This is a genomic window from Stenotrophomonas sp. I18B00994 (assembly GCF_014145825.1).
Lineage (GTDB): Bacteria > Pseudomonadota > Gammaproteobacteria > Xanthomonadales > Xanthomonadaceae > Stenotrophomonas > Stenotrophomonas maltophilia.
This window is the reverse complement of sequence record NZ_JACIUW010000017.1, coordinates 33,074-56,650: the sequence shown is the minus strand read 5'-3', so window position 1 is coordinate 56,650 and position 23,577 is coordinate 33,074. Positions and strand designations below refer to the sequence as shown.

The following is a 23,577-nucleotide window of genomic DNA, read 5'->3' as shown; positions in this document are numbered from 1 at the left end:
CGTGATGGACCGAGTATAGAACGCGCTTTGCGTGCGACAACAGGCGTCACTGCTGGTGCGGCGCAACATGCCGGCCCGGTAGTGCCGGCCGCTGGCCGGCATCGCCATCCCGCCGGATGGATCGTGCAGAAGCCGGCCAGCGGCCGGCTCTACCACGTTACCGGGCGCCGATCGCGCGCAGGCAGAAGCTGCAGATCGCATCCACCAGCGCGTCTTCGTCGCGGTGCGCTTCGCGGCTGGGTGCGGTCGGGCCGACCATCGCCTCGGTGAAGGCGCCGACCAGGCAGGCGGCGGCCACATGCGCGTCCTGCGCAGGCAGCTCACCGGCGGCCACGCCCTCCTCCACCAGCCGCAGGAACACGTCGCCGAAGGCGCGACGACCACGCATGCGCTCAGCCTCCACGTCCGGATCGACCGGTTCGACGATGAAGGCATGCGCCAGCCCCGGCCCGGCCAGGGCGCGGCGAACGAAGGCGGTGATCGCCAGCCGCAGGCGCTCGCTGGCCACCTCCGGACCACTGGCGATGCGCTCCATGATCGCGACCTCGTGGGCCACCGCGGCGTTGAGCACCTCCACGAACAGCTCGGCCTTGGACGGGAAATGGCGATAGATCAGGCCAGTGGATACCCCCGCCTGGGTTGCCACGGCGGTCACCGGGGCGTTGCGCCAGCCGCCGGTGGCGACCAGCTCACGGGTGGCCAGCAGGATCCGTTCACGGGCCCCGGCCAGGCGTTCTTCCATCAGTGCAGAGCGTTTGTAGGCCATGTTTTGATTCTGGTTTCAATTTTTGAATTTGTATTCACTTCTTATCCGAACCCCGCTACGCTGGGTCCAATCGCCCGTGCGGGCAGCGGTCCTGCAGACCGCCGCCCGCTCCCCCGCCGGGTGCGTCCATTTCCTGCCATCCCGTCGTGGAGCCACCACAATGCACGTGCCATCCCTGAACTTCGACCTTGGCGAAGACATCGACCTGCTGCGCCAGAGCGTGGCCCATTTTGCCGCCGCCGAGGTCGCACCGCTGGCCGCCGAGGCCGATGCCAGCAACCAGTTCCCGCTGGCCCTGTGGCCGAAGCTGGGCGAACAGGGCCTGCTCGGCCTCACCGTGGAAGAAGCATACGGCGGCACCGGCATGGGCTACCTGGCCCACGTGGTGGCGATGGAAGAAATCTCGCGTGCCTCCGGCGGCATCGGCCTGTCCTATGGCGCGCACTCCAACCTGTGCGTGAACCAGCTGCGCAAGAACGGCAACGAAGAACAGAAGCAGCGCTTCCTGCCCGGCCTGTGCGACGGCAGCCTGGTCGGCGCGCTGGCAATGAGCGAGCCGGGTGCCGGTTCGGACGTAGTGTCGATGAAGCTGCGCGCCGACAAGCGCGGCGACCGCTACGTGCTCAACGGCAACAAGATGTGGATCACCAACGGCCCGGATGCCGACGTGCTGGTGGTCTATGCCAAGACCGACATGGACGCCGGCGCCAAGGGCATCACCGCGTTCCTGGTCGAGAAGGGCATGAAGGGCTTCTCCACCGCGCAGAAGCTGGACAAGCTGGGCATGCGCTCCTCGCCCACCTGCGAGCTGGTGTTCCAGGACTGCGAAGTGCCGGAAGAAAACGTGCTGGGCCAGGTTGGCGGTGGCGTGCGCGTGCTGATGTCCGGCCTGGACTACGAGCGCGTGGTGCTGTCCGGCGGCCCGCTGGGCCTGATGGCCGCGGCGATGGACGTGGTGATGCCGTACGTGCACGAGCGCCACCAGTTCGGTGAGGCGATCGGCAGCTTCCAGCTGATCCAGGCCAAGATCGCCGACATGTACGTCGGCCTGGGCGCCTGCCGCGCCTATGTCTATGCCGTGGCGCGCGCCTGCGACCAGGGCCGCACCACCCGCCAGGACGCCGCCGGTGCCATCCTGTACGCCGCCGAGAAGGCCACCTGGCTGACCGGCCAGGCGATCCAGATCCTGGGCGGCAACGGCTACATCAACGAATACCCGACCGGCCGCTTGTGGCGCGACGCCAAGCTGTATGAAATCGGCGCCGGCACCTCGGAGATCCGCCGCATGCTGATCGGCCGCGAACTGTTCCAGCGCACCCTGTAAGGCCACCGCGATGACCGTCCTGAACAGCCAGCTGCAACCGGGCAGCGATACCTTTGAAGCCAACCGCGCGGCCATGCAGGCCGTGGTTGACGATCTGCACGCCACCCTGGCGCGCACCGCGCTGGGTGGCAGCGAGGCCGCGCGCGCCAAGCACACCGCACGCGGCAAGCTGCTGGTGCGTGACCGCATCGACGCCCTGCTCGACCCCGGTAGCGCCTTCCTCGAAATCGCGCCGCTGGCCGCGCATGGCATGTACGAAGACGCCGTGCCGGCCGCCGGCGTGGTGGCCGGCATCGGCCGGGTGAGCGGCGTGGAGTGCGTGATCGTGGCCAACGATGCCACGGTCAAGGGCGGCACCTACTATCCCATGACGGTGAAGAAGCACCTGCGCGCGCAGGAGATTGCCGAACAGAACCACCTGCCGTGCATCTACCTGGTCGATTCCGGCGGCGCGTTCCTGCCGCTGCAGGACGAAGTCTTCCCCGACCGCGACCATTTCGGCCGCATCTTCTACAACCAGGCCAACCTGTCGGCGCAGGGCATTCCGCAGATCGCCTGCGTGATGGGCAGCTGCACCGCCGGTGGCGCCTACGTGCCGGCGATGAGCGACGAGACGGTGATCGTGCGCGAGCAGGGCACGATCTTCCTCGGCGGCCCGCCGCTGGTGAAGGCGGCCACCGGTGAAGTAGTGACCGCCGAGGAACTGGGCGGCGCCGACGTGCACACGCGCATATCCGGCGTGGCCGACCACATGGCTGACAACGATCTGCAGGCACTGGCACGGGTGCGTGCGATCATCGCGCAGCTGAACTGGCGCAAGCCGGAACCGGCGATGGCGGTGCAGGCCAGCGAAGAACCGCTGCTGCCGGCACACGAACTGTACGGTGTGATCCCGGCCGATACGCGCAAGCCCTACGACGTACGCGAGGTGATCGCGCGCCTGGTCGATGGCTCGCGCTTCGACGAATTCAAGCCGCGCTATGGCGCGACGCTGGTGACCGGCTTCGCCCATCTGAACGGCTACCCGATCGGCATCATCGCCAACAACGGCATCCTGTTCTCCGAGTCGGCGCTGAAGGGCGCGCACTTCATCGAGCTGTGCACCCAGCGCAACATTCCGCTGGTGTTCCTGCAGAACATCACCGGCTTCATGGTCGGCCGCAAGTACGAACAGGGCGGCATCGCCAAGGACGGCGCCAAGCTGGTGATGGCGGTGGCCTGCGCCAGGGTTCCCAAGTTCACCGTGGTGATCGGCGGTTCGTTCGGCGCCGGCAACTACGGCATGTGCGGCCGCGCGTACTCGCCGAACTTCCTGTGGATGTGGCCGAACGCACGCATCGGCGTGATGGGCGGCGAGCAGGCCGCCAGCGTGCTGGCCACGGTCAAGCGCGATGGCATCGAAGCCAAGGGCGGCCAGTGGCCGGCTGCGGAGGAAGACGCGTTCAAGGCGCCGATCCGCGACCAGTTCGAGCAGCAGGGCCACCCGTACTACGCCAGCGCGCGCCTGTGGGACGACGGCGTGATCGATCCGGCCGACACCCGCCGGGTGCTGGCCCTGGCGCTATCGGCCAGCCTCAACGCCGCCCCGCAGCAGACGCGCTTCGGCGTGTTCCGCATGTAATCCATGCCATGACCGAGCACGCTCCCATGAAGCCCGTTGCCATGTTCACCAAAGTCCTGATCGCCAACCGTGGCGAAATCGCCTGTCGCGTCATCGCCACCTGCCGCCGCCTCGGCATCGCCACCGTGGCGGTGTATTCCGATGCCGACCGCAACGCGCGCCACGTGCGCCTGGCCGACGAAGCCATCCGCATTGGTCCGGCCGCCGCGCGTGAGAGCTACCTGCGCGGCGATGCGCTGCTCGACGCGGCACGCGCGACCGGCGCGCAGGCCATCCACCCCGGCTACGGCTTCCTGTCCGAGAATGCCGACTTCGCCGATGCCTGCACCGCCGCCGGCATCACCTTCATCGGGCCGCCGGCCAGCGCCATCCGCGCGATGGGCGACAAGAGCGCGGCCAAGGCGCTGATGGCCAAGGCCGGCGTACCGCTGACCCCGGGCTACCACGGTGATCAGCAGGCACCGGACTTCCTGCGCACGCAGGCCGACGCCATCGGCTACCCGGTACTGATCAAGGCCAGCGCCGGTGGCGGTGGCAAGGGCATGCGCAAGGTCGAGCGCAGCGAGGACTTCGTCGATGCGCTGGCCAGCTGCCAGCGCGAGGCGGCCTCGGCGTTCGGCAACGACCACGTTCTGGTCGAGAAGTATGTCGAGCGCCCGCGTCATATCGAGATCCAGGTATTCGGCGACAGCCACGGTGACGCGGTGTACCTGTTCGAGCGCGACTGCTCGGTGCAGCGCCGCCACCAGAAGGTGCTGGAAGAAGCGCCGGCCCCGGGCATGAGCGCGGAACGTCGTGCGGCGATGGGCAAGGCGGCGGTCGATGCCGCGCGCGCGGTGGGCTATGAAGGTGCGGGCACGGTGGAGTTCATCGCCGGCCCGGACGGCGATTTCTACTTCATGGAAATGAACACCCGCCTGCAGGTCGAGCACCCGGTCACCGAGTACATCACCGGTACCGACCTGGTGGAATGGCAGCTGCGCGTGGCCTCGGGCCAGCCGCTGCCGCTGCGCCAGGAGCAGCTGGCCATCCACGGCCACGCGATCGAAGCGCGCCTGTATGCCGAAGATGCCGACCGTGGCTTCCTGCCCTCCACCGGCACCCTGCGCCGCCTGCGCCTGCCAATCCCGTCGGCCCATGTGCGCGTGGATACCGGCGTGGAGGAAGGCGACAGCATCACTCCGTACTACGACCCGATGATTGCCAAGCTGATCGTCTGGGACGTGGACCGCGATGCCGCGCTGCGCCGCATGAGCCAGGCGCTGGCCGACTGCCAGGTGGTAGGCGTGACCACCAATGCCGGCTTCCTGCGCCGGCTGGTGAATACCGATTCGTTCGCGCACGCCAGGCTGGATACCGCGCTGATCGAACGCGAACAGGCGGCATTGAGTGCAGTGGGCGAAACGGATGATGCCCTGTGGCAGCTGGCCGCCGTGGCCGCGGTTGCTGGCACTGCCGGTGCCAGCACCGACGCGCGCGACCCGCATTCGCCATGGCAGGCCCAGGATGGCTGGCGCCTCGGCGCATCGGCACCGCGCGTGCTGCCGCTGCAGCAGGGCGAACGCAAGCACACGCTCAAAGTGTGGGCACAGGCCGATGGCTGGCGCGTGCAGCGCGATGACGCCGCGCCGGTTCAGGTGATCGGCACAGCCGATGCGCAGCATCTTACCGTGCAGCTGGGCGAACGCCGCTGGTCGCTGCAGCTGCTGCGCGACGGTGACCAGCTGTACCTGTTCGGCGCCGACGGCCAGCACCGCTTCACCCTGCACGATCCGGTGGGCGAATCGGACCACGCCGTGGCGGATGCCGGCAGCCTGCTGGCGCCGATGCCGGGCAGGATCGTCGCCACGCTGGTCGCCGCCGGTACCGAGGTCAAGCGCGGCACGCCGCTGGTGGTGCTGGAAGCGATGAAGATGGAGCACACCCTGCAGGCACCGGCGGATGGGACGGTGAAGGGCTATCGCGCCAAGGCCGGCGACCAGGTGGGTGATGGCGCGGTACTGGTGGACTTCGAAGCGGCGTGATGCAGCAGAGGCCGCGCGGGGTCAGCCCGCGCGGTCTTCAAGGTTCCAGATCGTGCCTGCAGGGTCCAGCTCGGTCGTGGTCATGGTCGCGGCGCGCCAGCCGAAGCCGCACACAGCGAGCACGCCATCGGTGACGGGATCCAAGGAAAGGGCACGCTCGATTGCTTTCTCGTTGATTGCCGCAGTGATGAACGCACCCAGGCCATCGTCGGTCGCGGCCAGATACAGTGTCTGGGACAGATGGCCCGCCTCAAGGGCGATGACGCGGTAGCTTTTCGCGTGCTGGCGATACTTCCAGAATGTACGGTCGAAGCGCGGCGCCAGGATCACCAGCACGTGCGCATCGGCAAACCAGTGCTGCTGGCCCACAACATCCATCACGAAGTCACGGTCCACCTCGCTGTCCGAGGCCACCGGCTCCAGCACATGGGTATCGCCGCGATAGTGGTACAGGCCCGCCGGCAGCCCTTCGACGTGCTGCACCACCAGATAGGCCTCGATGGGATGCAGCCCGCCACCGGAGGGCACGTTCTTCTTCATGAACACCAGGTCCTCGCCGACACGGTGTTCTCCGGTACTGCCGAAGGTCCGCTGCAACATCCGCGCCAGCATCGGCAGCGGCAGCGGTCGCTGCCAGTCGAAGTTGCGACAGGTTGCGCGACGGGCCAGCAGCGTGTCGAAGGCTGCCGGCTCGGCCCTGGGCAGCGCAATGGCGCCTTCGCTGCAACGTGACACCGTGGTCGCAGGCGGCGCTCCCAGTGTTTCACGCATCTGCACGGCCGTCTCGGTCCTGGACGCGCGCATGTTGCCGACGGCATCCACCCCATCCCAGCGCGAGAATGCGTGCAGCACGGCAGCAAGCGGGTGCCAGTAGGTCGAGCGCAATGCCTCGTCGGCAATCGACGCTGCATCCGTCGCGCTGCCCTGGACAAACACCAGCCCTGCCTGCTGCAGGGGCGACACCATCCCCGCCTCCTCGCTATCCACCGCGACCTCCTGCCATGCGCTGGGGCTGAGCCGACCCAGCCAGGCCTGCTGCCTGGCATCCAGTTCGACCGGTTCGGGCAAGTGCGGCGCGAGCGCAAGCCAGGCCTGCCTGCGACGAAGCCCATCACCGCCCTGCATCAGGCCCTGCAGGTCGAACGTTACCGTTTCCCGCAGCTCCATCATCAGTACCGAACAGCGCCTGACCTGCATGTTCTTTCCTTTGGATATTCCTGCCACGTTATCGAGCGATACCGCGATTCCTTGATGGCAGCGCGGCGGTCACTCAAGAAGCGCTCCCCTGCGCCGACATCAAGGTTCCATATCGACGTTTCCGGACCCCACCATGCCCACCCTGCAGCTGGAACCTGCCGTCGCGCAGAATCTTGTGAACCTGCTCGCCACCGATGACGCATTCCGCGGCCGTTTCACCCAGTCGCCGGAGGCGGCGTTGCTGGAAGCCGGCCACGTTCCTGCAGATCCGGCCGAGCTGAGCCAGTTCGTCGCCATGTGCTGTGCCTCCATCGAGCTGGCGGACAAAGCCGTCATCGAGCAGGCACACGCGCAGATCGTCGCGATGCTGTCCAGTGGAACGGCCTACACCGTGCCAATGCTCGAGAACGGCAACACAGGTAATTCCCCGCGTACGCTCCGCTGAGAACCGCTCACCCTTCGGGCCTGGTCTCCGCTGCGGGCAAAGGCCGGGCAGCCTCGCGCACATCCAGCACGTTCATCGCCTGCAGGCAGTAACTGCATTCGATCTCTGCGTACGCAAGGCCGGGGTTGGAGGCCAGCCAACGCTTCTGGTCGAGCATCTGGGCATCCAAGCCCGCATCGCGGGCCGCCTTCATCGCCGCGACCCGCGATTGCACCCGCGAGCGAGCACCCAGATAGGGTTCGAGCAGCTGGAGTGCCTGCAGCGGTTTACCTGATGCGCGCAGCCTCTCCGCGCCCAGCACAGCATCGAATTCGCGGATGACGGCGCTTTCCGGCTTTCTCTGCAACGAAGCCCAGCGACGCTCGACCTGCCTGGCGTAGCGGGCGTCCCCCATGCGCAACCCTACAAGTGCCGCGGCCTGGGCGGTGACGATACGATCAACGGCATCGACCACGGGAACTGATTCGATGCCTTCGAATGTCCGGTGGATCGCCTCATCCAGCAGCGGTCCGACGCTTGAATGCTGGCCCGCCTGCAATCGCGCGACGGCCAGGGGAACATAGAAGTTGAAGCGGTCAACACCGGGCATGGCGTAGCTCCGCTGCATGCCGCGCTCGGCATTCCACAGCGCGGCCTGGATGTCACCCTTGTCCAGCTGGACGGAAATGCGGATGTTGTCGGCGTGATAGTCGCTGGCGTCGATCTTCTGCAACAAGCCCAGGGACCGTGCCAGGTCGCCTCGCGCCGCTGCAACGGTCGCCTGTCGCATCAGTGCTCCCTGCCAGCCGCTGGCCGCTGCAACGGAAAGCGCGCGGTCTGCTTCATCGAACCGCCCCATTGCCAGCAGGATGCGGCCGTACTGATCCTGGCCAACGCCCAATAGATCGACCTGGCTCATCGCAACGCGTTGCGCCAGCGGCAGTGCTTCGCTGAAACGGTTCTCGCAATAGAGGCTGATCGCAGCATTGTTCGCAGCCGGCAGATAGTCCGGATACAACTCGGCCATCTGCATCCATCCATCGGTTGCGCGGTCGGGGTCGCCCAGATGAAGGGTCCAGTTGCGCACGTAGAGCGCTTCACGTGTGGTCAGATGTCGGGACCATCGCTGTGCCTTCTTCAACACGCTGGCGGCACGGGAGAAATCCGCATCCGCGAAATGGCTGCGAGTCTGTCCCAGCCATGCCAGTGCGAATTCTGGATCGATTTCCGTGGCCTGCTGGTAAAACGCCAATGCTCCCTTGTAGTCACCGCGCACGTAGCGCTTCTGGCCCAAGGCAAACGCACGCAACGCATCCATGCTGCCCGTGGTCACCTCCGGCAGGGATTGGCTGTCGCGCTGGATCAATGCGGGCTCTTCGCCCAGGCGATCACGCAGCTGGCGCGAAACATCGTCCACCGCCGCCAGTACTGCACCGGCCTTCGCATCGGCGGATACCACGGCCAGGGTGCGCAGCGTCGACGGCTCGACCACCTCCACGCTGAAGCGGGTTCGGCCGCCGACATCGGTCGCCGATGGCATGAACACCAGGCGGGCGCCCGTGCGCACCGCCACAGCGGCGGCATCGCCACGTTCACGGACACCGCGATCCGGCGGTTTCCGCATCATCTCAAGGGTGCGGCCGACGCGGTCGTCACTGACGACGTTGACGTAGCGGGACTGCTCGAGACTGATCCGGAACGCCTGGTCCAGGGCGTCATCGAGCAGTCGATTGCCGGTGAGGTTATGCAGCCCGCCGAGCACCACCCAGTCGCGTTCGGCGAACGCGATGGCCGGCTGTGGCCGGGTCAGCAACCAGACACCAAGCACTGCGGCCAGCAGTACGGCGGCCTGCGCCGCCATCGCCAGCGGACGGCGCCACAACGGAAGATCACGCCGGGCCTTGGCCGTGTGCCGCAGCCGCCCCGGGGTGGGCATGCCCGCCGCCTGCACGCCGTAGACTTCGGCTGGCTGGCTCACGCCCTTGAAGCGCCATCGCCCGAACGATCGCCATTGCAGGCCTTCAGCCATCGCGCCCAGCGACCCACTGGAGCGACGCACGATGGATTCGGCCACCGCCGAAAGCAGGATCTGGCCCGGACGTGCCAACTGCATCAGGCGCGCCGCCGTCGGCTTGGCCAGGCCTTCGACTTCAATCGCCTTGGCGCCAGCCCGCACTGCCTCGGCGCTGTTCTCCCAGGTCAGCACATCGCCCACATGCAGACCGGCCCGCGCCTGCAGATGGATCTCGTGTCTCTGCCCCAGCGGTTGCAGCCCACGCTGGTAATCCAATGCGAAGCCAAGCGCGTCGATCGGGCGCTCGAACAGCATGAACAGCCCGTCGGAGCGATCGATCAGCTGGCCGTTCCAGCGCTGCTGCAGCGCCAGCACCAGCCGGTCGTGTTCCTGGAACAGTTCGGCGGCAGCGACATCGCCGATGCGTTCGACCAGCAGCAGCGAGTCACACAGGTCGGTGAACAGCAGGGCGCGCAGTTGCTGGTTGTGCGGCGCCGACGTTCCGTTGTCGCCATTCATCGCCTCTGTCTCCCGATCTAGGGTGAGTCCACTGCGTCTGCCCAACGCAGGCAGTTGCCACCATCACGCTTGGCCTGGTACAGCGCACGATCCGCGCTGGCGTACCACTCGCTCCAGCCCGCATCCGGGTCCAGCAGGCTGGCGCCGATGCTGACCAGGCTGACGTGCGGCGTGCCGTGGCTGCGCTCGAGCAGGCCGTGTACCGCGCTGAGGATGAACTCTGCCGCGTGCTGCACGATCTCGTGGTTGCCACGACGCAGGATCAGGCAGAACTCGTCACCGCCGAGCCGGCAGGCCAGGTCCTGCTCACCGGCCATCGAGCGCAGGATGTTGCCCATGCTCTGCAGCACGCGATCGCCGGCCTGGTGGCCATGGCGGTCATTGATCTGCTTGAAGCGGTCGCAGTCGATGAGCAGCAGCGCCTGCGGCAGCCCACTGCCATCGGCGCGGCATTCCTGCAGGTACAGGGTGAGGCCACGGCGGTTGTGCAGCCCGGTCAGTTCATCGGTACGCACCAGTTCACGGGTGTGGGTCAGCTGGTGGGTAGTGATGTACAGATTGTCCAGCGCGGTTTCCAGATCATGGTTGCGCCGGCGCAGCTGGCTGATCAGCGCCTGTTCGTTGGTCAGCACGCGCATGATCGTGCGGCGCAGGAAGTAGGCGACCAGGCCCGGATCGGATTCCACCAGACGATGGAAGTCGGCGGGCCCCAGCTCAAGCACCTCGCAGTCCACCAGAGCGCGCGCACTGGCGCTGCGCGGGTGATCACCCACCAGCAGGCCCAGCTCACCGAAGAACTCCTGCTGCCCGAGGGTCTTGATCACCAGGTCCTCGCCGAAGTCCAGTTCGATCTGGCCTTCCAGGATCACGTACATGCGCTCGCCACGGTGGCCACGCTGGAACAGCCACTGCCCGGCATGAAGCTTGCGTGGACGGGCAAATCTGGCGAACAATGCGACCTCGGCATCGGACAGCAGCGCATGCACGATCTCGGCCATCGCCACCCGGGCGATACCTGACGTCACATCACTGTTCTCGGCCGCACCCCTGCCGGTCATTCCCTGCACCCGCCGCCAGCGTCCCCTGGTGAGCCGCGGAGCATAGCACCGCTTTAAAATGTGCGCCCTATCTCATTTTGAGCCGTGTGGTCCGCTTTCCCGGTGTGAAGGCGCACGGTGGCCGTTCTGCCCGCCACGGTCCAGGGAAAAGTCGTTCCGGATCAATCTGATGGCCACCTTCACAGGGTTTCGGCCAAGTTGCCGGACTGTGGGGTGCGCTGGATTGACGCTGCATGCGTTCATCGCGTTTCCATCGATACAACAACGCCGGCAAGTCCCCCGACCGGCCGGCGTTGCCTGGCCCTTCCCTGGCCACCCTGATCGGATTCGCGACCCCGGTAGAGCCGGCCGCTGGCCGGCTTCTCCGTAGTGCCCGAAGGCGCACGTGGGTGCCGGCCAGCGGCCGGCACTACCGCATCACGCAGCGCGTTCGCTGCGCCCGCCGTGGAACTGTTCTTCTTCGGTCGAGCCGGTCAACGCGGTGGTCGACGACTGGCCCTGCTGGATCGCCTGGGTCACGGCATCGAAGTAGCCGGTGCCAACCTCACGCTGGTGCTTGACCGCGGTGAAGCCACGCTCGGCGGCTTCGAACTCGGCTTCCTGCAGTTCCACGAACGCGCTCATCTGGCGGCGTGCGTAGCCGTGGGCCAGATTGAACATGCCGTAGTTCAGCGCGTGGAAGCCGGCCAGGGTGATGAACTGGAACTTGTAGCCATAGCTGCCCAGCTCACGCTGGAACTTGGCGATGGTGGCGTCGTCCAGGTTCTTCTTCCAGTTGAAGCTGGGCGAGCAGTTGTAGGCCAGCAGCTTGCCCGGGAACTTCGCATGGATCGCCTCGGCGAACCTGCGTGCGAATTCCAGGTCCGGCTTGCCGGTCTCGCACCACACCAGGTCGGCGTATGGCGCGTAGGCCAGGCCACGGCTGATCGCCTGGTCCAGGCCATTGCGGGTCTTGTAGAAGCCCTCGACGGTGCGCTCGCCAGTGGTGAACGGGCGGTCGTTGCCGTCGATGTCACTGGTCAGCAGATCCGCGGCCTCGGCATCGGTGCGCGCGACCAGCAGGGTCGGCACGCCCAGCACGTCGGCGGCCAGGCGTGCGGCGTTGAGCTTCTCGATGGCCTCGCGGGTCGGCACCAGCACCTTGCCGCCCATGTGGCCGCACTTCTTCACCGACGCCAGCTGGTCTTCGAAATGCACGCCGGCGGCGCCGGCCTCGATCATCGCCTTCATCAGTTCGAAGGCGTTGAGTACGCCGCCGAAACCGGCTTCTGCGTCGGCCACGATGGGCTGCAGGAAGTCGATGTCATCCTTGCCTTCGGCGTGGTGCAGCTGATCGGCACGCAGCAGCGTGTTGTTGATGCGCTTGACCACCGCCGGCACCGAATCGGCCGGGTACAGCGACTGGTCCGGATACATCTGGCCGGCCAGGTTGGCGTCGGCCGCCACCTGCCAGCCGGACAGGTAGATCGCCTTCAGCCCGGCCTTGACCTGCTGCATGGCCTGGTTGCCGGTCAGTGCACCCAGCGCGTTGACGAACTCGCGCTCATGCAGCGATGCCCACAGCTTCTCCGCACCCAGGCGGGCCAGCGAATGCTCGATGTGGACGGTGCCGCGCAGGCGGACCACGTCGGCGGCGCTGTAGTTGCGCTGGATGCCTTCCCAACGCGGGTTGGTATCCCAGTCGTGCTGGATCTGTTCGGCAGTGGGCAGCTTGCTCATGTCTTTCTCCAGTTCGGTTCGTGCGTGCAACGGGGAGGGAAACGGCGGGTTTGCGGGCAGTCAGTCAGTCGATGCGCGCGTAGGCCGGCAGGGTCAGGAAATCGGTCAGTTCGTCGCTGCGGCTCAGTTCGCCGAGCAGGGCGATGGCCTCGCCGATGCGTGCGCCACCGGGCAGCGCGGCGGTATCGCCCAGCCGTGCCGGCAGCTGCGAGAGGGTGGAATCCAGCAGCGCGAGGTCGATCGCGGTGCCGTCGTCCAGCTGCTGGCCCGGCGTGTGCAGCCACTGCCACAGCTGGCTGCGACTGATCTCGGCGGTGGCCGCATCCTCCATCAGGTGGTGGATCGGCACGCAGCCGTTGCCATCCAGCCAAGCGGCCAGGTAGCGCACGCAGACTTCCACGTTGCCTTCGAAACCAGCGCGGGTGATGGTGCCCGGCGGCCGTGCGATCAGTTCGTCGCGGCCGACGCGCACGTCCTGGCGCAGCACGCTGTGCTGGTTCGCACCGGGCATGTGTTCGTCGAAGATCGCCATCGCCACCGGAATCAGCGCCGGGTGTGCAACCCAGGTGCCGTCATGGCCGGCGGTGACTTCGCGCAGCTTGTCGGCGCGCACACGGGCCATCGCCTGTTCGTTGGCGGCGGCATCGTTGTTGATCGGAATCTGCGCGGCCATGCCGCCCATCGCATGCGCACCGCGGCGGTGGCAGGTCTGGATCAGCAGCTCCGAATACGCTTTCAGGAACGGCTGGGTCATGGTCACCTGGCCGCGTTCGGGCAGCACGCGGTCGGCGTGGCGGCGGAAGGTCTTCAGGTACGAGAAGATGTAGTCCCAGCGCCCGCAGTTCAGGCCGACGATGCGGTCACGCAGCGCGTGCAGGATCTCGTCCATCTCGAACACCGCCGGCAGCGTTTCGATCAGCACCGTCACCTTGATCTGGCCATGCGGCAGGCCGAGCATGCCTTCGATGTGCGACAGCGCGGTCTCCCACAGCGCCGCCTCTTCCATGCTCTGCAGCTTGGGCAGGTAGAAGTACGGGCCGCGGTCCTTCGTCTGCAGGGTGCGGGCGTTGTGGAAGGCGAACACCGCCGCGTCGAACAGGCCACCGGCCAGCGGCTGGCCGTCGATGGCCACGTGCTTTTCGTCCAGGTGCCAGCCGCGCGGGCGCACGATCAGCACCGCCTGCTCGTCGTACGGGCGCAGGCTGTAGTGCTTGCCATTTGCAGCGGTGAATTGCAGGTCACCGCGCACCGCCGCCGCCAGCGACTGCTGGCCAGCCAGCAGGTTGCGCCAGGTCGGCGAGGTCGAATCCTCGAAGTCGGCCATGAACACCTTGGCGCCGGAGTTCAGCGCGTTGATGACCATCTTCGGGTCGGTCGGGCCGGTGATCTCGACGCGGCGGTCCTGCAGCGCGGCCGGCAGCGGGGCAACGCGCCAGTCGCCGTTGCGGATCGCGGTGGTGTCTTCGCGGAAGTCCGGCAGGCCGCCCTGGTCGAAGAACGCCTGGCGCTCGCGGCGGGCCTGCAGCCGTGCCTGCCGGCCCGGTTCCACCGCGCGGTGCAGCGACACCAGCAGGGCCAGCAACGGCGCCGGCAGCAGGGTGTCCTGGCCGGCCACGCGGGTCGCCAGGGCGATACCGGGGGTGGCCTTGCTGGCAGGGGTGGGAACAGCGGAAGCGACGGCGGACATGGGGCGACTCCAGCGGTGGGGGAACGACTCCACGGTGCCGCTGGGCCCGAGTATTTGGCAAAACAGTTTTTGCAATGTTCTACATAAGTTGTGCTAATACTCGTGACACGATGAGCACACGCACCCCGCCAAGTCCACGTTTTTCCTACAAATCCGACCGGCTGAAGCCGCTGCGCGCGTTCTGCCAGACCGTGCGCCTGGGTTCGGTCTCACGGGCGGCTGAGGCACTTTTCGTCAGCCAGCCGGCGATCAGCCTTCAGTTGCAGGCGCTGGAACGGGAGCTGGGGGTGCCGCTGTTCGAGCGCAGCGGGCGCCGCCTGGTGCCCAGCCGCGAGGGCCAGCTGCTGTATGAAATGGCGCAACCACTGGTGGAAAACCTGGACGGGCTGGAGGCGCGCTTCCGCGACAAGGTGCGCGGCCTGGATGCGGGCGAACTGAACATCGCCGCCAACAGTTCCACCATCCTCTACCTGCTGCCGAAGATCGTCGAACGCTTCCGCCTGCATCACCCGGACGTGCGTCTGACCCTGCACAACGCGATCAGCGCCGACGGCACCGACCTGCTGCGCGAGGATGCCGCCGACCTGGCGATCGGTTCGATGACCGATGTGCCGGCCGACCTGAGCTACGCCCCGGCCTACCGCTTCGAGCAGGTGCTGATCGCACCGCACGATCATCCGCTGGCCAGTGGCGGCGAGCTGGAGTTGGCCGACATCGCGCGCTATCCGCTGGTACTGCCGCCGAAGCGGCAGATCACCTACCGGCTGGTGGACCAGGTGTTCCAGCGCCACCGCATCGCCTACACCGTGGCACTGGAGGTCGGCGGCTGGGAGGTGATCAAGCAGTACGTGGCGATGGGCATGGGCATTTCGATCGTGCCGGCGCTGTGCCTGAACGAGGCCGACCGCGAGCGGTTGGCGGCGCGGTCGATGAAGCGCTGGTTCCCGGAACGCAGTTACGGGGTGATCGTGCGCCGGGGCAAGGCGCTGTCGGCGCAGGCGCGGGCGTTCATCGAGCTGATCCAGCCGGAGTTGTTCAGCCCGCGCGATTACGACCAGAGCGGGCATTCGGAGCGGTGAGGGGGTTCGGCAGGGCTGCGCCCTGCACCTGCCGAAGCCAAAGCCGAAGCAACAGCAGAAGCCGGCTATCCGTGGGATGGCAGGGCGGTGTGGGTGGGCAGGACACGCCGTAAACCCGTCCATGGGGGCTCGATGGCGCCATCCATGGCGCCAACGGTCCTGCCCACCCACACCGCCCCGCCTCTGACAGTTGGTCGCTGCTGTTGGTGGGTGCCGACCGTTGGTCGGCACGGGGTCAGAGCCCGTTGCTGTGCAACGGGCTCTGACCCCATCTCTGATTCATTTCCGGCCGGCGATGCATAGACTGGGCGCATGTCCATCGAACTCCGCCACCTGCGCTACTTCCTCGCCGTCGCCGATACGCTGCACTTCGGCCAGGCGGCGGAGCGGCTGGGCATGTCACAGCCGCCGCTCAGCCAACAGATCCGCCAGCTGGAAGAACTGATTGACGCGCGCCTGTTCGTGCGCAGCCATCGCCGCGTGCAGCTGACGCCTGCGGGCGAACTACTGCAGGAACGTGCACGCGCCATCGTGCAGCAGGTGGAAGCGGCGGTGGACGAGGTACAGCGCGCGCAGCGCGGTGAGCAGGGTGAACTGCACATCGGCCTGACCCGCGCCACGCCGCTGTCGCCGCAGATTCCGCGTTCGATCCTGCATTACCGCCAGCAGTATCCGCAGGTGCGGCTGCAGCTGAGCGAGATGAACACCCTGCAGCAGATCGACGCGCTGCTCGACGGCTCACTGGACGTGGGCATCATCCGCAAGCGTGCGCTGCCGCCGGAACTGGTGGCGCACAGCCTGTTCGTCGATCCGCTGGCGTTGATCGTGCATGCCGACCATCCTGCCCTGCGCAGACTGTCGAAGCAGGGCACGCTGTCGCTGCGCGACTTCGCGCAGGAGCCATTCGTGGCGTTCCGGCGCAGTGCCGGCGCGGGCATCCATGACCACATGATCGCGTTGTGCGCGGCTGCCGGATTCACACCGCGCATCGTGCAGGAGGCGGGTGAAGCCTCGACGCTGATCAGCCTGGCCGCCGCGGGCCTGGGCGCGGCGATCCTGCCGTCGTCGTGCGATCACATCCGGGTGGAAGGATCGCGCTTCGTCGCACTGGCCGATGCCGGTGCCCATTCGGAAGTGCAGCTGGCGTGGCATCGCGAACGGGTAACCCCGTTGATCCGCAATTTCGCCACGCTGCTGCGCGGGGCATTCGCCGGTAGAGTCGACTGTTAGTCGACTATCGCGCGCAGCGCGGGGTTTTCGCGATCTGATGGAAGAGCAGTCGACTAACAGTCGACTCTACCTCGGCAAACCCGCCACACCGTGGTTGCCGGCCAGCGGCCGGCACTACCGTGCGTTGGGTCACGCCGTGACCGGCTGTGGCGCGCGCTGCTGCAGCGTCCAGACGATGCCACCGCCGATCAGGGTCAGCGCGGCGGCGAACGCACACACGCCAAGCCAGTCCCAGGCTGCATAGGCCAGGCCACCCACACCGCCCAGCACGCTGGACCCCAGGTAGTAGGCGAACAGGTACAGCGCCGAGGCTTCCGCACGCATCGCACCGGCGCGGCTTCCAACCCAGCTGCTGGCCACGGAATGACCACCGAAGAAGCCGAAGGTCACCAGTGCGATACCCAGCGCCATCGTGCTCAGCCACGGCATCGCCAGCAGCGCGATGCCGGCGCCGATCAGCGCGAACGAGATCGACAGGATGCGGCCGCGTCCGTAGCGCGTGGCCTGCTGGCCCATCCACGCCGAACTGAAGGTACCCACCAGATAGACGCTGAAGATCAGCCCGACCACGGTCTGGCTGAGATGGTAGGGCGGCGCCAGCAGGTGATAGCCCAGGTAGTTGTAGAGGGTGACGAACACGCCCATCAGTACGAACGAGGTGGCGAACAGCCACGGCAGGCCCGGGTCGGCGAACAGCGTGCGCCAGCGCGACGGCAATTGGCGCAGGCCGCCGCGACGGGCATGGAAGTGCCGCGACGGTGGCAGCTGCAGCCACAGCAGCACGGTGCTGGCCACGGCGATGATCGAGACCACGCCGATGCCCCAGCGCCAGCCCCAATGGTCGGCGATGATGCCGGCCAGCAGGCGCCCGCTCATGCCACCGATGGCGTTGCCGCCGATGTACAGGCCCATCGCCAGGCCCAGCGCGCGGCCGTCCATTTCCTCGACCAGGTAGGTCATCGCCACCGCCGGCACGCCGCTCAGCGCCAGGCCAAGCAGGGTCCGCAGCACCAGCAGCGTGGTCCAGTCGTCCACCAGCGCGGTGCACAGCGACAGCATGGCCGACGCCAACAGCGCAACGATCATCAACGGGCGACGGCCGACCGCGTCGGACAGCAGACCGGCCAGCAGCATCGCCACCGCCAGCGTGCCAGTGGTCAACGACAGCGACATCGCGCTGCCGGCGGCGGACACGCCGAAGTGACGGCTGAACTCGGGCAGCAGCGGCTGCACCGTGTACAGCAGGCCGAAGGTGGAGAAGCCGGCCAGGAACAGCGCCATCGCGGTGCGGCGGAAGGCCGGGGTGCCCTGCTGGATGCGGGTGTCGGTGCCGGTATCGAGAGTGGAGGGACGGCCTTCAACGGCCGCCGCAGTTTCGCCAGTCATGGAATCGAAAGGCCGGTGGGGACGGCCGGGCGTGGGAGGGAACGGGCCTCAGACTAAGGCCCGTCCATCCAGTCGATCCATAACCTGATAAGTCAGGATTGATACTCAAGAAGTATCAATTCAGCTTACAGGCGCTGCCACTCGAAACCGTCGCCGCGGCGGTAGTACACCGCCACCGCACGGCCGTAGACCTTGTCGGCATCGACGAAGCCGAAGAAGCGGCCATCGAAGCTGTTGCCACGGTGGTCACCCAGCACGAGCACCTTGCCGTCCGGCACCACCAGGTCGGCGATGTCCGGGCCGCCCCCCATGTCCAGATCGAGGCTGGCACGGCGTTCACCAAAGGCTTCCACATCCTGCAGGTCCGCAGTCTGCAGCGGCTGGCCGTTGATGGTCAGGTGCCCTTCGTGCAGTTGCACATGGTCACCGGCCACTGCGGCAACGCGCTTGATCAGGCGGGTGCCGTCGGCTGGCGAATCGAATACCGCCACTTCGCCGCGCTGCGGCGTGCCGGTGGACATCAGCTCCCTGCTGGTGAATGGCAGGCGCAGGCCGTAGGCGCGCATGTCCACCACCACCCGGTCGCCGGGCTGCAGGGTCGGCTGCATCGAACCGCTGGGCACCACGTAGTGGTTGGCGAGGGTATCGCGGGCGGCGGCGAGCAGGCCGAGCATCACCAGCAACGGCAGCGCCTCCTTTTTCAGCCAGGCCAGCGCGCGATCGGAAAAGGGAGGGCGGGCAACGGCGTCCATGGCAGGCTCCGGGTGGGTGGTAGCTGCATCAGACCACACATGGGGGGAGAGGTTCCCGGTAGCGCCGGGTTACGCAGGTTTTACGCGCGGGACCGGCCGCCGGCATCGCACCTTTACGGCCAGCGCGCGCATCGTGTGCCCACCGCGCCACAGGGCGCATTCCGCAAGGTGTTGTATGACCCTCCTGGTGATCCGCCACGCATCTTCGTCCGCGCCGCGCCCGCAATTGCCGGCGCAGCTGAGCGGCCATCGCGTACTGTGCAGCGACTGCGCCAGCCTGTCCGAAGTGCGCCAGTGCCTGTGCCAGCCGCAGGCGCGTTCGGCCGACTGGGTGCTGCTGGATGTCGGCGTGGCCGACGAGGCGCAATGGCAGGCCGAGGGCGGTGCGCTGCAGGCGGCGCTGGAACGGCTGCCGGCGCAGTACATCGAGTTGCAGGCACCCAGCGAGCCCGGCCTGGAGTCGCGCCTGCGACTGCAGCATGGCCCCGCGGCGGTGGTCATCGACCAGCGCAGCCAGCAGGCCGGTTATCCGTTGTCGCTGGCCATCGTCGGCCGCCGCCTGGCGCAGGAGGGCTGAGCCATGTCGATCTTCATCATCCGTGGCCCGGAAGCCGCCGGTGCGCTGATCCGTACCGCCATGCCGCTGCCGGCACCGGTACTGAAGTCGTTGGTGCACCGGGCAATCGACGCCGGCACCAGCGTGGCGATACGCGCCTGCGGCTCGGAACAGGAACTGCTGGACGCCCTGCGCGTGGCCGACCACAGCCGTGGCGAGGTGACGCTGCTGGACCCGGGTGCGTGTGCCAACAGCCTGCGTCTTCAGCGCCTGCTGCCCTACCTGCACAACGCCTACGTGGAAGTACATGACGACGGCGCGGTGGCCGAGCCGTGCCTGCCGGCCGGTGTCGGCCAGCGCCTGGGCATCGCCGCCGGCTACGGTGCGCAGAGCTATGTGCTGGCGCTGGACATCGCGCTGGATCACCTGGGGCTGGCCGAACAAGCCAACCGGGTACACGTGGGGACGTGATGGCCGGGCTGTGCCCGGCACCCGGTAGTGCCGGCCGCTGGCCGGCAACCTCATCAGCAACAGCAACAGCCAAAGCCGGTTTCCTGGGGGATGGCGGGGTGGGTCCGGTTGCGGGGGACGCTGCAAGTACGTCCCTGTAAGCTTGGCCGCGGCATCCATGCCGCGGACACCCCCGCAACCGGACCCCCCCCGCCTTCGACAGATCTCCGCGAACTGTCGGAACAGCATGGCCTGCTTCTGGTGGGTGTCGACCTTGGTCGATACATGGATCCACGCCATGCGTGGATGAGCGGCACACTGCGGAATCTGTCGATGGCATCGATTCAACGAAAAACGGCGGGGTTTCCCCCGCCGTTATTTCTTTCGTACTTCAGGTCGCGCTTACTTCAGCCCGCGGAACTTCAGCAGCGGTTCCACCGACGGGTCCTTGCCGCGGAAATCGCGGTACAGGGTCGACAGCTCCACGCTGTTGCCGCGCGAGAGGATCTTGTCGCGGAATTCCTGGCCATTGGCGGCGGTCAGGCCACCGTGTTCGGTGAACCACTGGTAGGCGTCATGATCCAGCACTTCGGCCCAGAAGTAGGCGTAGTAGCCGGCCGAGTAACCGCCACCCCAGATGTGGTCGAAGTAGGTGGTGCGGTAACGCGGCGGCACCTGCGGCAGGTCGACCTTGAACTTCTTCAGCGCGCTCGCTTCAAAGGCGCCGACGTCCTGCAGCGGCGCGTCGGCCTTCTGCGTGTGCCAGGCCAGGTCCAGCAGTGCGGCCGACAGGTACTCGGTAGTCGCATAGCCCTGGTTGAAGCTGCGTGCCTTGAGGATCTTGTCGACCAGCTCCTGCGGCATCGCCTCGCCGGTCTTGTAGTGCTTGGCGTAGTTGGCGAACACCTTCGGGTCCAGCGCCCAGTGCTCGTTGAACTGCGACGGGAACTCGACGAAGTCGCGCGAGGTGGCGGTGCCGGCAATCGACGGATACTTCACGTTCGAGAACATGCCATGCAGTGCATGGCCGAACTCATGGAACATGGTGGTGACGTCGTCGAAGCTGATCAGCGCAGGCTGGCCGGCGGCCGGCTTGGTGAAGTTGCAGACGTTGTAGACCACCGGCTTGGCGCCGGTCAGGCCGTCCTGCTCGACGAACACGTCCATCCAGGCGCCGCCGGACTTGCTGTCACGCTTGAAGTAGTCGGTGTAGAACAGGGCCAGCGAGGTGCCGTCCTTGTCGAAGACTTCGTACACCTTCATGTCCGGGTTGTAGGTCGGAATGTCGGTACGCGGCTTGAAGGTGATGCCGTACAGCTGGGTGGCGGCGTAGAAGACGCCGTTCTGCAGCACGTTGTCCAGTTCGAAGTACGGCTTGATCTGCGACTCGTCCAGATCGTACTTGGCCTTGCGCACCTGCTCGGCGTAGAAATCCCAGTCCGAGGCGGCGACCTGGAAACCGCCCTTTTGCGCGTCGATCACCTTCTGGATCTCGCCGGCTTCTGCGCGGGCCTTGGCGGTGGCGGCCGGCACGGTGTCGGTCAGCAGCTTGAGCGCGGCGGCCGGGGTCTTGGCCATCTGGTCGCCCAGCTGGTAGTCGGCGAAGGTATCGAAGCCGAGCAGCTTGGCCTTCTGCGCGCGCAGCTGGGCCAGACGCTGCACGGTCTGCCGGGTGTCGTTGGCATCGCCACGCTCGGCACGGGTTTCCGAAGCCTTCAGCACGGCGGCACGCTGGTCACGATCACTCAGCGAACCGAGCACCGGCTGCTGGGTGGTGTTCTGCAGCGGCAGCAGGAACTTGCCATCCAGCTTGCGCTCCTTCGCTGCGTTGGCGGCGTTGTTGATCGCATCCTCGTCCAGGCCGGCCAGCTTGGCCTTGTCGTCAACGACAACGGCCGCAGCGGCGGTGGCAGCCACCAGGCGGGTATGGAACTGGGTGGAGAGCGTGGTCTCTTCCACGTTGAGCTTGCGCAGCGATGCCTTGTCGGCGTCGGACAGCTGTGCACCGGCGCGCACCAGGCCATCGTAGTAGTGCTCGACCAGGCGCTTCTGCACCGGATCCAGTTCAAGCGTGTCGCGCTGGTCATAGATCGACTTCACGCGCGCGAACAGCTTCGGGTCGAGGTTGATCTCGTCCTGGTGCGCGGCCAGCTTCGGCGCCACTTCTTCCTGGATCTTCTGGCGCGCATCGTTGGTATCGGCCTGGACCAGGCCGAAGAAGATGCGCGACACGCGGGTCAGGGTCTCGCCGCTGCGCTCCATCGCCACGATGGTGTTGTCGAAGGTGGCCGGCTCGCTGCTGTCGGCGATCTTGCGAACGTCGGCCAGGTGCTGGCGCATGCCTTCTTCGAAGGCCGGCAGGTAGTCGCTGTCCTTGATCTTGTCGAACTGCGGCGCCTGGAACGGCAGCGTGCTGGCGCTCAGCAGCGGATTGGTGGAGGCTTCGGCCGGCTGCTGGGCCGGGGCTTTCTGGGCATCGGACACGGGGGTGGACTCCTTGCCGGAACAGGCCGCCAGCGCCAGGCTGATGGCGGCGGCCAGGACTACGGTACGCGACATGTAAAACGCTCCTTGGGCAGACGGTATGGAATACCAGCCCTCCACCCTACTCCTGTCGCGCTCGCCCGGCATGTGCCGGACGTGGCGTCTATGCGACGGCCTGCGGCCGGCTCAGACCGTGCCGCGGGTCTTGCCGATCCACGGCCGGTAGAACTCGCGGATGGCAGCCATGTCGGCCACATCGTCGCCACTCGGGGTGAACAGCGGACCGATGCCGATGGTCTTTTCCGGATAGTGGAAATAGGCGGTCAGGATCGGCACGTCTGCCATCCGGGCGATCTTCAGGAAGCCGGCCTTCCACTCCTTCACCGCCTTGCGGGTGCCCTCGGGCGTGATGGCGAACCACATCTTCTCGTTGTTGCGAAGCAGGTCCACCGCCTGGCCCACCGTGCCCTGCGGCGAGCTGCGGTCCAGCGGGATCACGCCCAGCTTGTGCAGCAGCGGCCCCAGCGGCCACCAGAACAGCGAGGCCTTGCCCAGCACCTTCACCTTCATGCCCAGCGCGATCTTGGCCGCCATGCCCCACAGGCCGTCCCAGTTGGACGAATGCGGCGCGATGATGAACACCAGGCGCGGGATGTCAGGCAGGGTGCCGGTCACCTTCCAGCCGCCCATGCGCAGGGTGCAGCGCGCCAGCCAGCGCAGGAAGGCGTTGGGTTTGACCTGTGGCATCTGCGGCGGCACGGCCGGCAGCAGCGGAGTCGGGTTGTTCAAGCAATCACTCCCAGTCACGTGATGAGCGCCCGCGCTTGATCTGCGCGCGCCCGCGTTTGGCGTCCAGACGACGCAGTTTCGACCCGAGGGTCGGCTTGGTGGCCTTGCGCGGTTTGGGCACGCTCAGCCCGGCCTGGATGAAGGCCGCCAGCCGCTCGCGCGCATCCTCGCGATTGCGATCCTGGGTGCGGAAACGTTGCGCGTCGATGACCAGCACGCCTTCGCCGGTCATGCGCCGGTCACGCCGCGCCAGCAGGCGCGTGCGCAACGGTTCGGGCAACGAGGGCGAGTTGGCCACGTCGAAACGCAGTTCCACCGCAGTGGAGACCTTGTTGACGTTCTGGCCACCGGCACCGCTGGCACGCACGAACCGCTCGACGATCTCGCCGTCGGGGATTTCAAGCTGCGCGTTGATGGTGACCGGTCCACTGCCCATCCGCGCATTGTAGCGGCAGCCACGCGTCGGAGTGCGCATCGCGCGCCGTATGCCGCCGATCA

The 23,577-nt window shown here is 67.0% G+C and carries 19 protein-coding genes; 8 read left to right on the top strand and 11 right to left on the bottom strand.

The window, feature by feature from the left end:
• Nucleotides 1–157: 157 nt before the first annotated feature.
• Nucleotides 158–766, bottom strand: coding sequence for a TetR/AcrR family transcriptional regulator (locus H4O10_RS16895; RefSeq protein WP_005407661.1), 609 nt, complete (start codon nt 764–766; stop codon nt 158–160).
• Between the two features lie 160 nt (nt 767–926).
• Between H4O10_RS16895 and H4O10_RS16890 the strand changes: the two genes are divergently transcribed.
• Genes H4O10_RS16890 through H4O10_RS16880 form a run of 3 tightly spaced genes read left to right on the top strand, consistent with a single transcriptional unit; the run spans nt 927 to nt 5,735 of the window.
• Nucleotides 927–2,090 carry an isovaleryl-CoA dehydrogenase gene (locus tag H4O10_RS16890; RefSeq protein ID WP_005407660.1) on the top strand — a complete coding sequence of 388 codons (1,164 nt, stop codon included), beginning with the start codon at nt 927–929 and terminating at the stop codon, nt 2,088–2,090.
• A gap of 10 nt (nt 2,091–2,100) precedes the next feature.
• Complete coding sequence (locus tag H4O10_RS16885; protein ID WP_005407659.1) at nt 2,101–3,711, top strand: carboxyl transferase domain-containing protein; 1,611 nt, start codon at nt 2,101–2,103, stop codon at nt 3,709–3,711.
• 41 nt (nt 3,712–3,752) lie between these two features.
• A complete protein-coding gene (locus tag H4O10_RS16880) occupies nt 3,753–5,735 on the top strand; it encodes an acetyl/propionyl/methylcrotonyl-CoA carboxylase subunit alpha (protein WP_049452945.1) in 1,983 nt (660 codons plus the stop codon).
• A 21-nt stretch (nt 5,736–5,756) separates the two neighbouring features.
• Here H4O10_RS16880 and H4O10_RS16875 read toward each other — a convergent pair whose 3' ends face one another.
• Complete coding sequence (locus tag H4O10_RS16875) at nt 5,757–6,932, bottom strand: putative peptide maturation dehydrogenase (protein ID WP_049452943.1); 1,176 nt, start codon at nt 6,930–6,932, stop codon at nt 5,757–5,759.
• Between the two features lie 133 nt (nt 6,933–7,065).
• Here H4O10_RS16875 and H4O10_RS16870 point away from each other — a divergent pair, with 133 nt between their 5' ends.
• Complete coding sequence (locus H4O10_RS16870) at nt 7,066–7,377, top strand: NHLP-related RiPP peptide (protein ID WP_049452942.1); 312 nt, start codon at nt 7,066–7,068, stop codon at nt 7,375–7,377.
• Nucleotides 7,378–7,384: 7 nt separating this feature from the next.
• On the opposite strand, the gene H4O10_RS16865 is transcribed toward H4O10_RS16870, so the two are convergent.
• The 4 genes from H4O10_RS16865 to aceB form a co-directional block, all read right to left on the bottom strand.
• Nucleotides 7,385–9,889 (bottom strand): putative peptide modification system cyclase, encoded by a 2,505-nt coding sequence (locus H4O10_RS16865; protein WP_049452940.1) that lies wholly within the window; start codon nt 9,887–9,889, stop codon nt 7,385–7,387.
• A gap of 17 nt (nt 9,890–9,906) precedes the next feature.
• On the bottom strand, nt 9,907–10,947 hold the full coding sequence (locus H4O10_RS16860) for a GGDEF domain-containing protein (RefSeq protein WP_024956231.1): 1,041 nt from the start codon (nt 10,945–10,947) through the stop codon (nt 9,907–9,909).
• A 417-nt stretch (nt 10,948–11,364) separates the two neighbouring features.
• Entirely contained in the window at nt 11,365–12,666 is a 1,302-nt protein-coding gene (gene aceA, locus H4O10_RS16855) for an isocitrate lyase (RefSeq protein WP_005407653.1), read from the bottom strand.
• A gap of 64 nt (nt 12,667–12,730) precedes the next feature.
• Complete coding sequence (gene aceB, locus H4O10_RS16850) at nt 12,731–14,353, bottom strand: malate synthase A (protein WP_049452936.1); 1,623 nt, start codon at nt 14,351–14,353, stop codon at nt 12,731–12,733.
• Nucleotides 14,354–14,463: 110 nt separating this feature from the next.
• Here aceB and H4O10_RS16845 point away from each other — a divergent pair, with 110 nt between their 5' ends.
• Entirely contained in the window at nt 14,464–15,432 is a 969-nt protein-coding gene (locus tag H4O10_RS16845; RefSeq protein ID WP_005407651.1) for a LysR family transcriptional regulator, read from the top strand.
• A 312-nt stretch (nt 15,433–15,744) separates the two neighbouring features.
• Complete coding sequence (locus H4O10_RS16840; protein ID WP_049452080.1) at nt 15,745–16,662, top strand: LysR family transcriptional regulator; 918 nt, start codon at nt 15,745–15,747, stop codon at nt 16,660–16,662.
• Nucleotides 16,663–16,791: 129 nt separating this feature from the next.
• On the opposite strand, the gene H4O10_RS16835 is transcribed toward H4O10_RS16840, so the two are convergent.
• Both H4O10_RS16835 and lepB read right to left on the bottom strand, forming a co-directional pair.
• Nucleotides 16,792–18,048 (bottom strand): MFS transporter, encoded by a 1,257-nt coding sequence (locus H4O10_RS16835; protein ID WP_049454208.1) that lies wholly within the window; start codon nt 18,046–18,048, stop codon nt 16,792–16,794.
• A 125-nt stretch (nt 18,049–18,173) separates the two neighbouring features.
• Complete coding sequence (gene lepB, locus H4O10_RS16830) at nt 18,174–18,800, bottom strand: signal peptidase I (protein ID WP_005407648.1); 627 nt, start codon at nt 18,798–18,800, stop codon at nt 18,174–18,176.
• A gap of 175 nt (nt 18,801–18,975) precedes the next feature.
• Here lepB and H4O10_RS16825 point away from each other — a divergent pair, with 175 nt between their 5' ends.
• Nucleotides 18,976–19,377, top strand: a complete 402-nt coding sequence (locus H4O10_RS16825) for a hypothetical protein (RefSeq protein WP_033835527.1) — start codon at nt 18,976–18,978, stop codon at nt 19,375–19,377.
• A 3-nt stretch (nt 19,378–19,380) separates the two neighbouring features.
• Nucleotides 19,381–19,827 carry a 3-dehydroquinate dehydratase gene (locus tag H4O10_RS16820; RefSeq protein WP_004153636.1) on the top strand — a complete coding sequence of 149 codons (447 nt, stop codon included), beginning with the start codon at nt 19,381–19,383 and terminating at the stop codon, nt 19,825–19,827.
• A 381-nt stretch (nt 19,828–20,208) separates the two neighbouring features.
• On the opposite strand, the gene dcp is transcribed toward H4O10_RS16820, so the two are convergent.
• From dcp to arfB, 3 genes are all read right to left on the bottom strand, one after another.
• Nucleotides 20,209–22,365, bottom strand: a complete 2,157-nt coding sequence (gene dcp / locus H4O10_RS16815) for a peptidyl-dipeptidase Dcp (RefSeq protein WP_012478784.1) — start codon at nt 22,363–22,365, stop codon at nt 20,209–20,211.
• 111 nt (nt 22,366–22,476) lie between these two features.
• Nucleotides 22,477–23,079: a lysophospholipid acyltransferase family protein gene (locus tag H4O10_RS16810; protein ID WP_033835525.1), complete on the bottom strand. Its 603-nt coding sequence runs from the start codon at nt 23,077–23,079 to the stop codon at nt 22,477–22,479.
• A 4-nt stretch (nt 23,080–23,083) separates the two neighbouring features.
• Entirely contained in the window at nt 23,084–23,515 is a 432-nt protein-coding gene (arfB, locus tag H4O10_RS16805) for an alternative ribosome rescue aminoacyl-tRNA hydrolase ArfB (protein WP_005407644.1), read from the bottom strand.
• Nucleotides 23,516–23,577 lie beyond the last annotated feature (62 nt).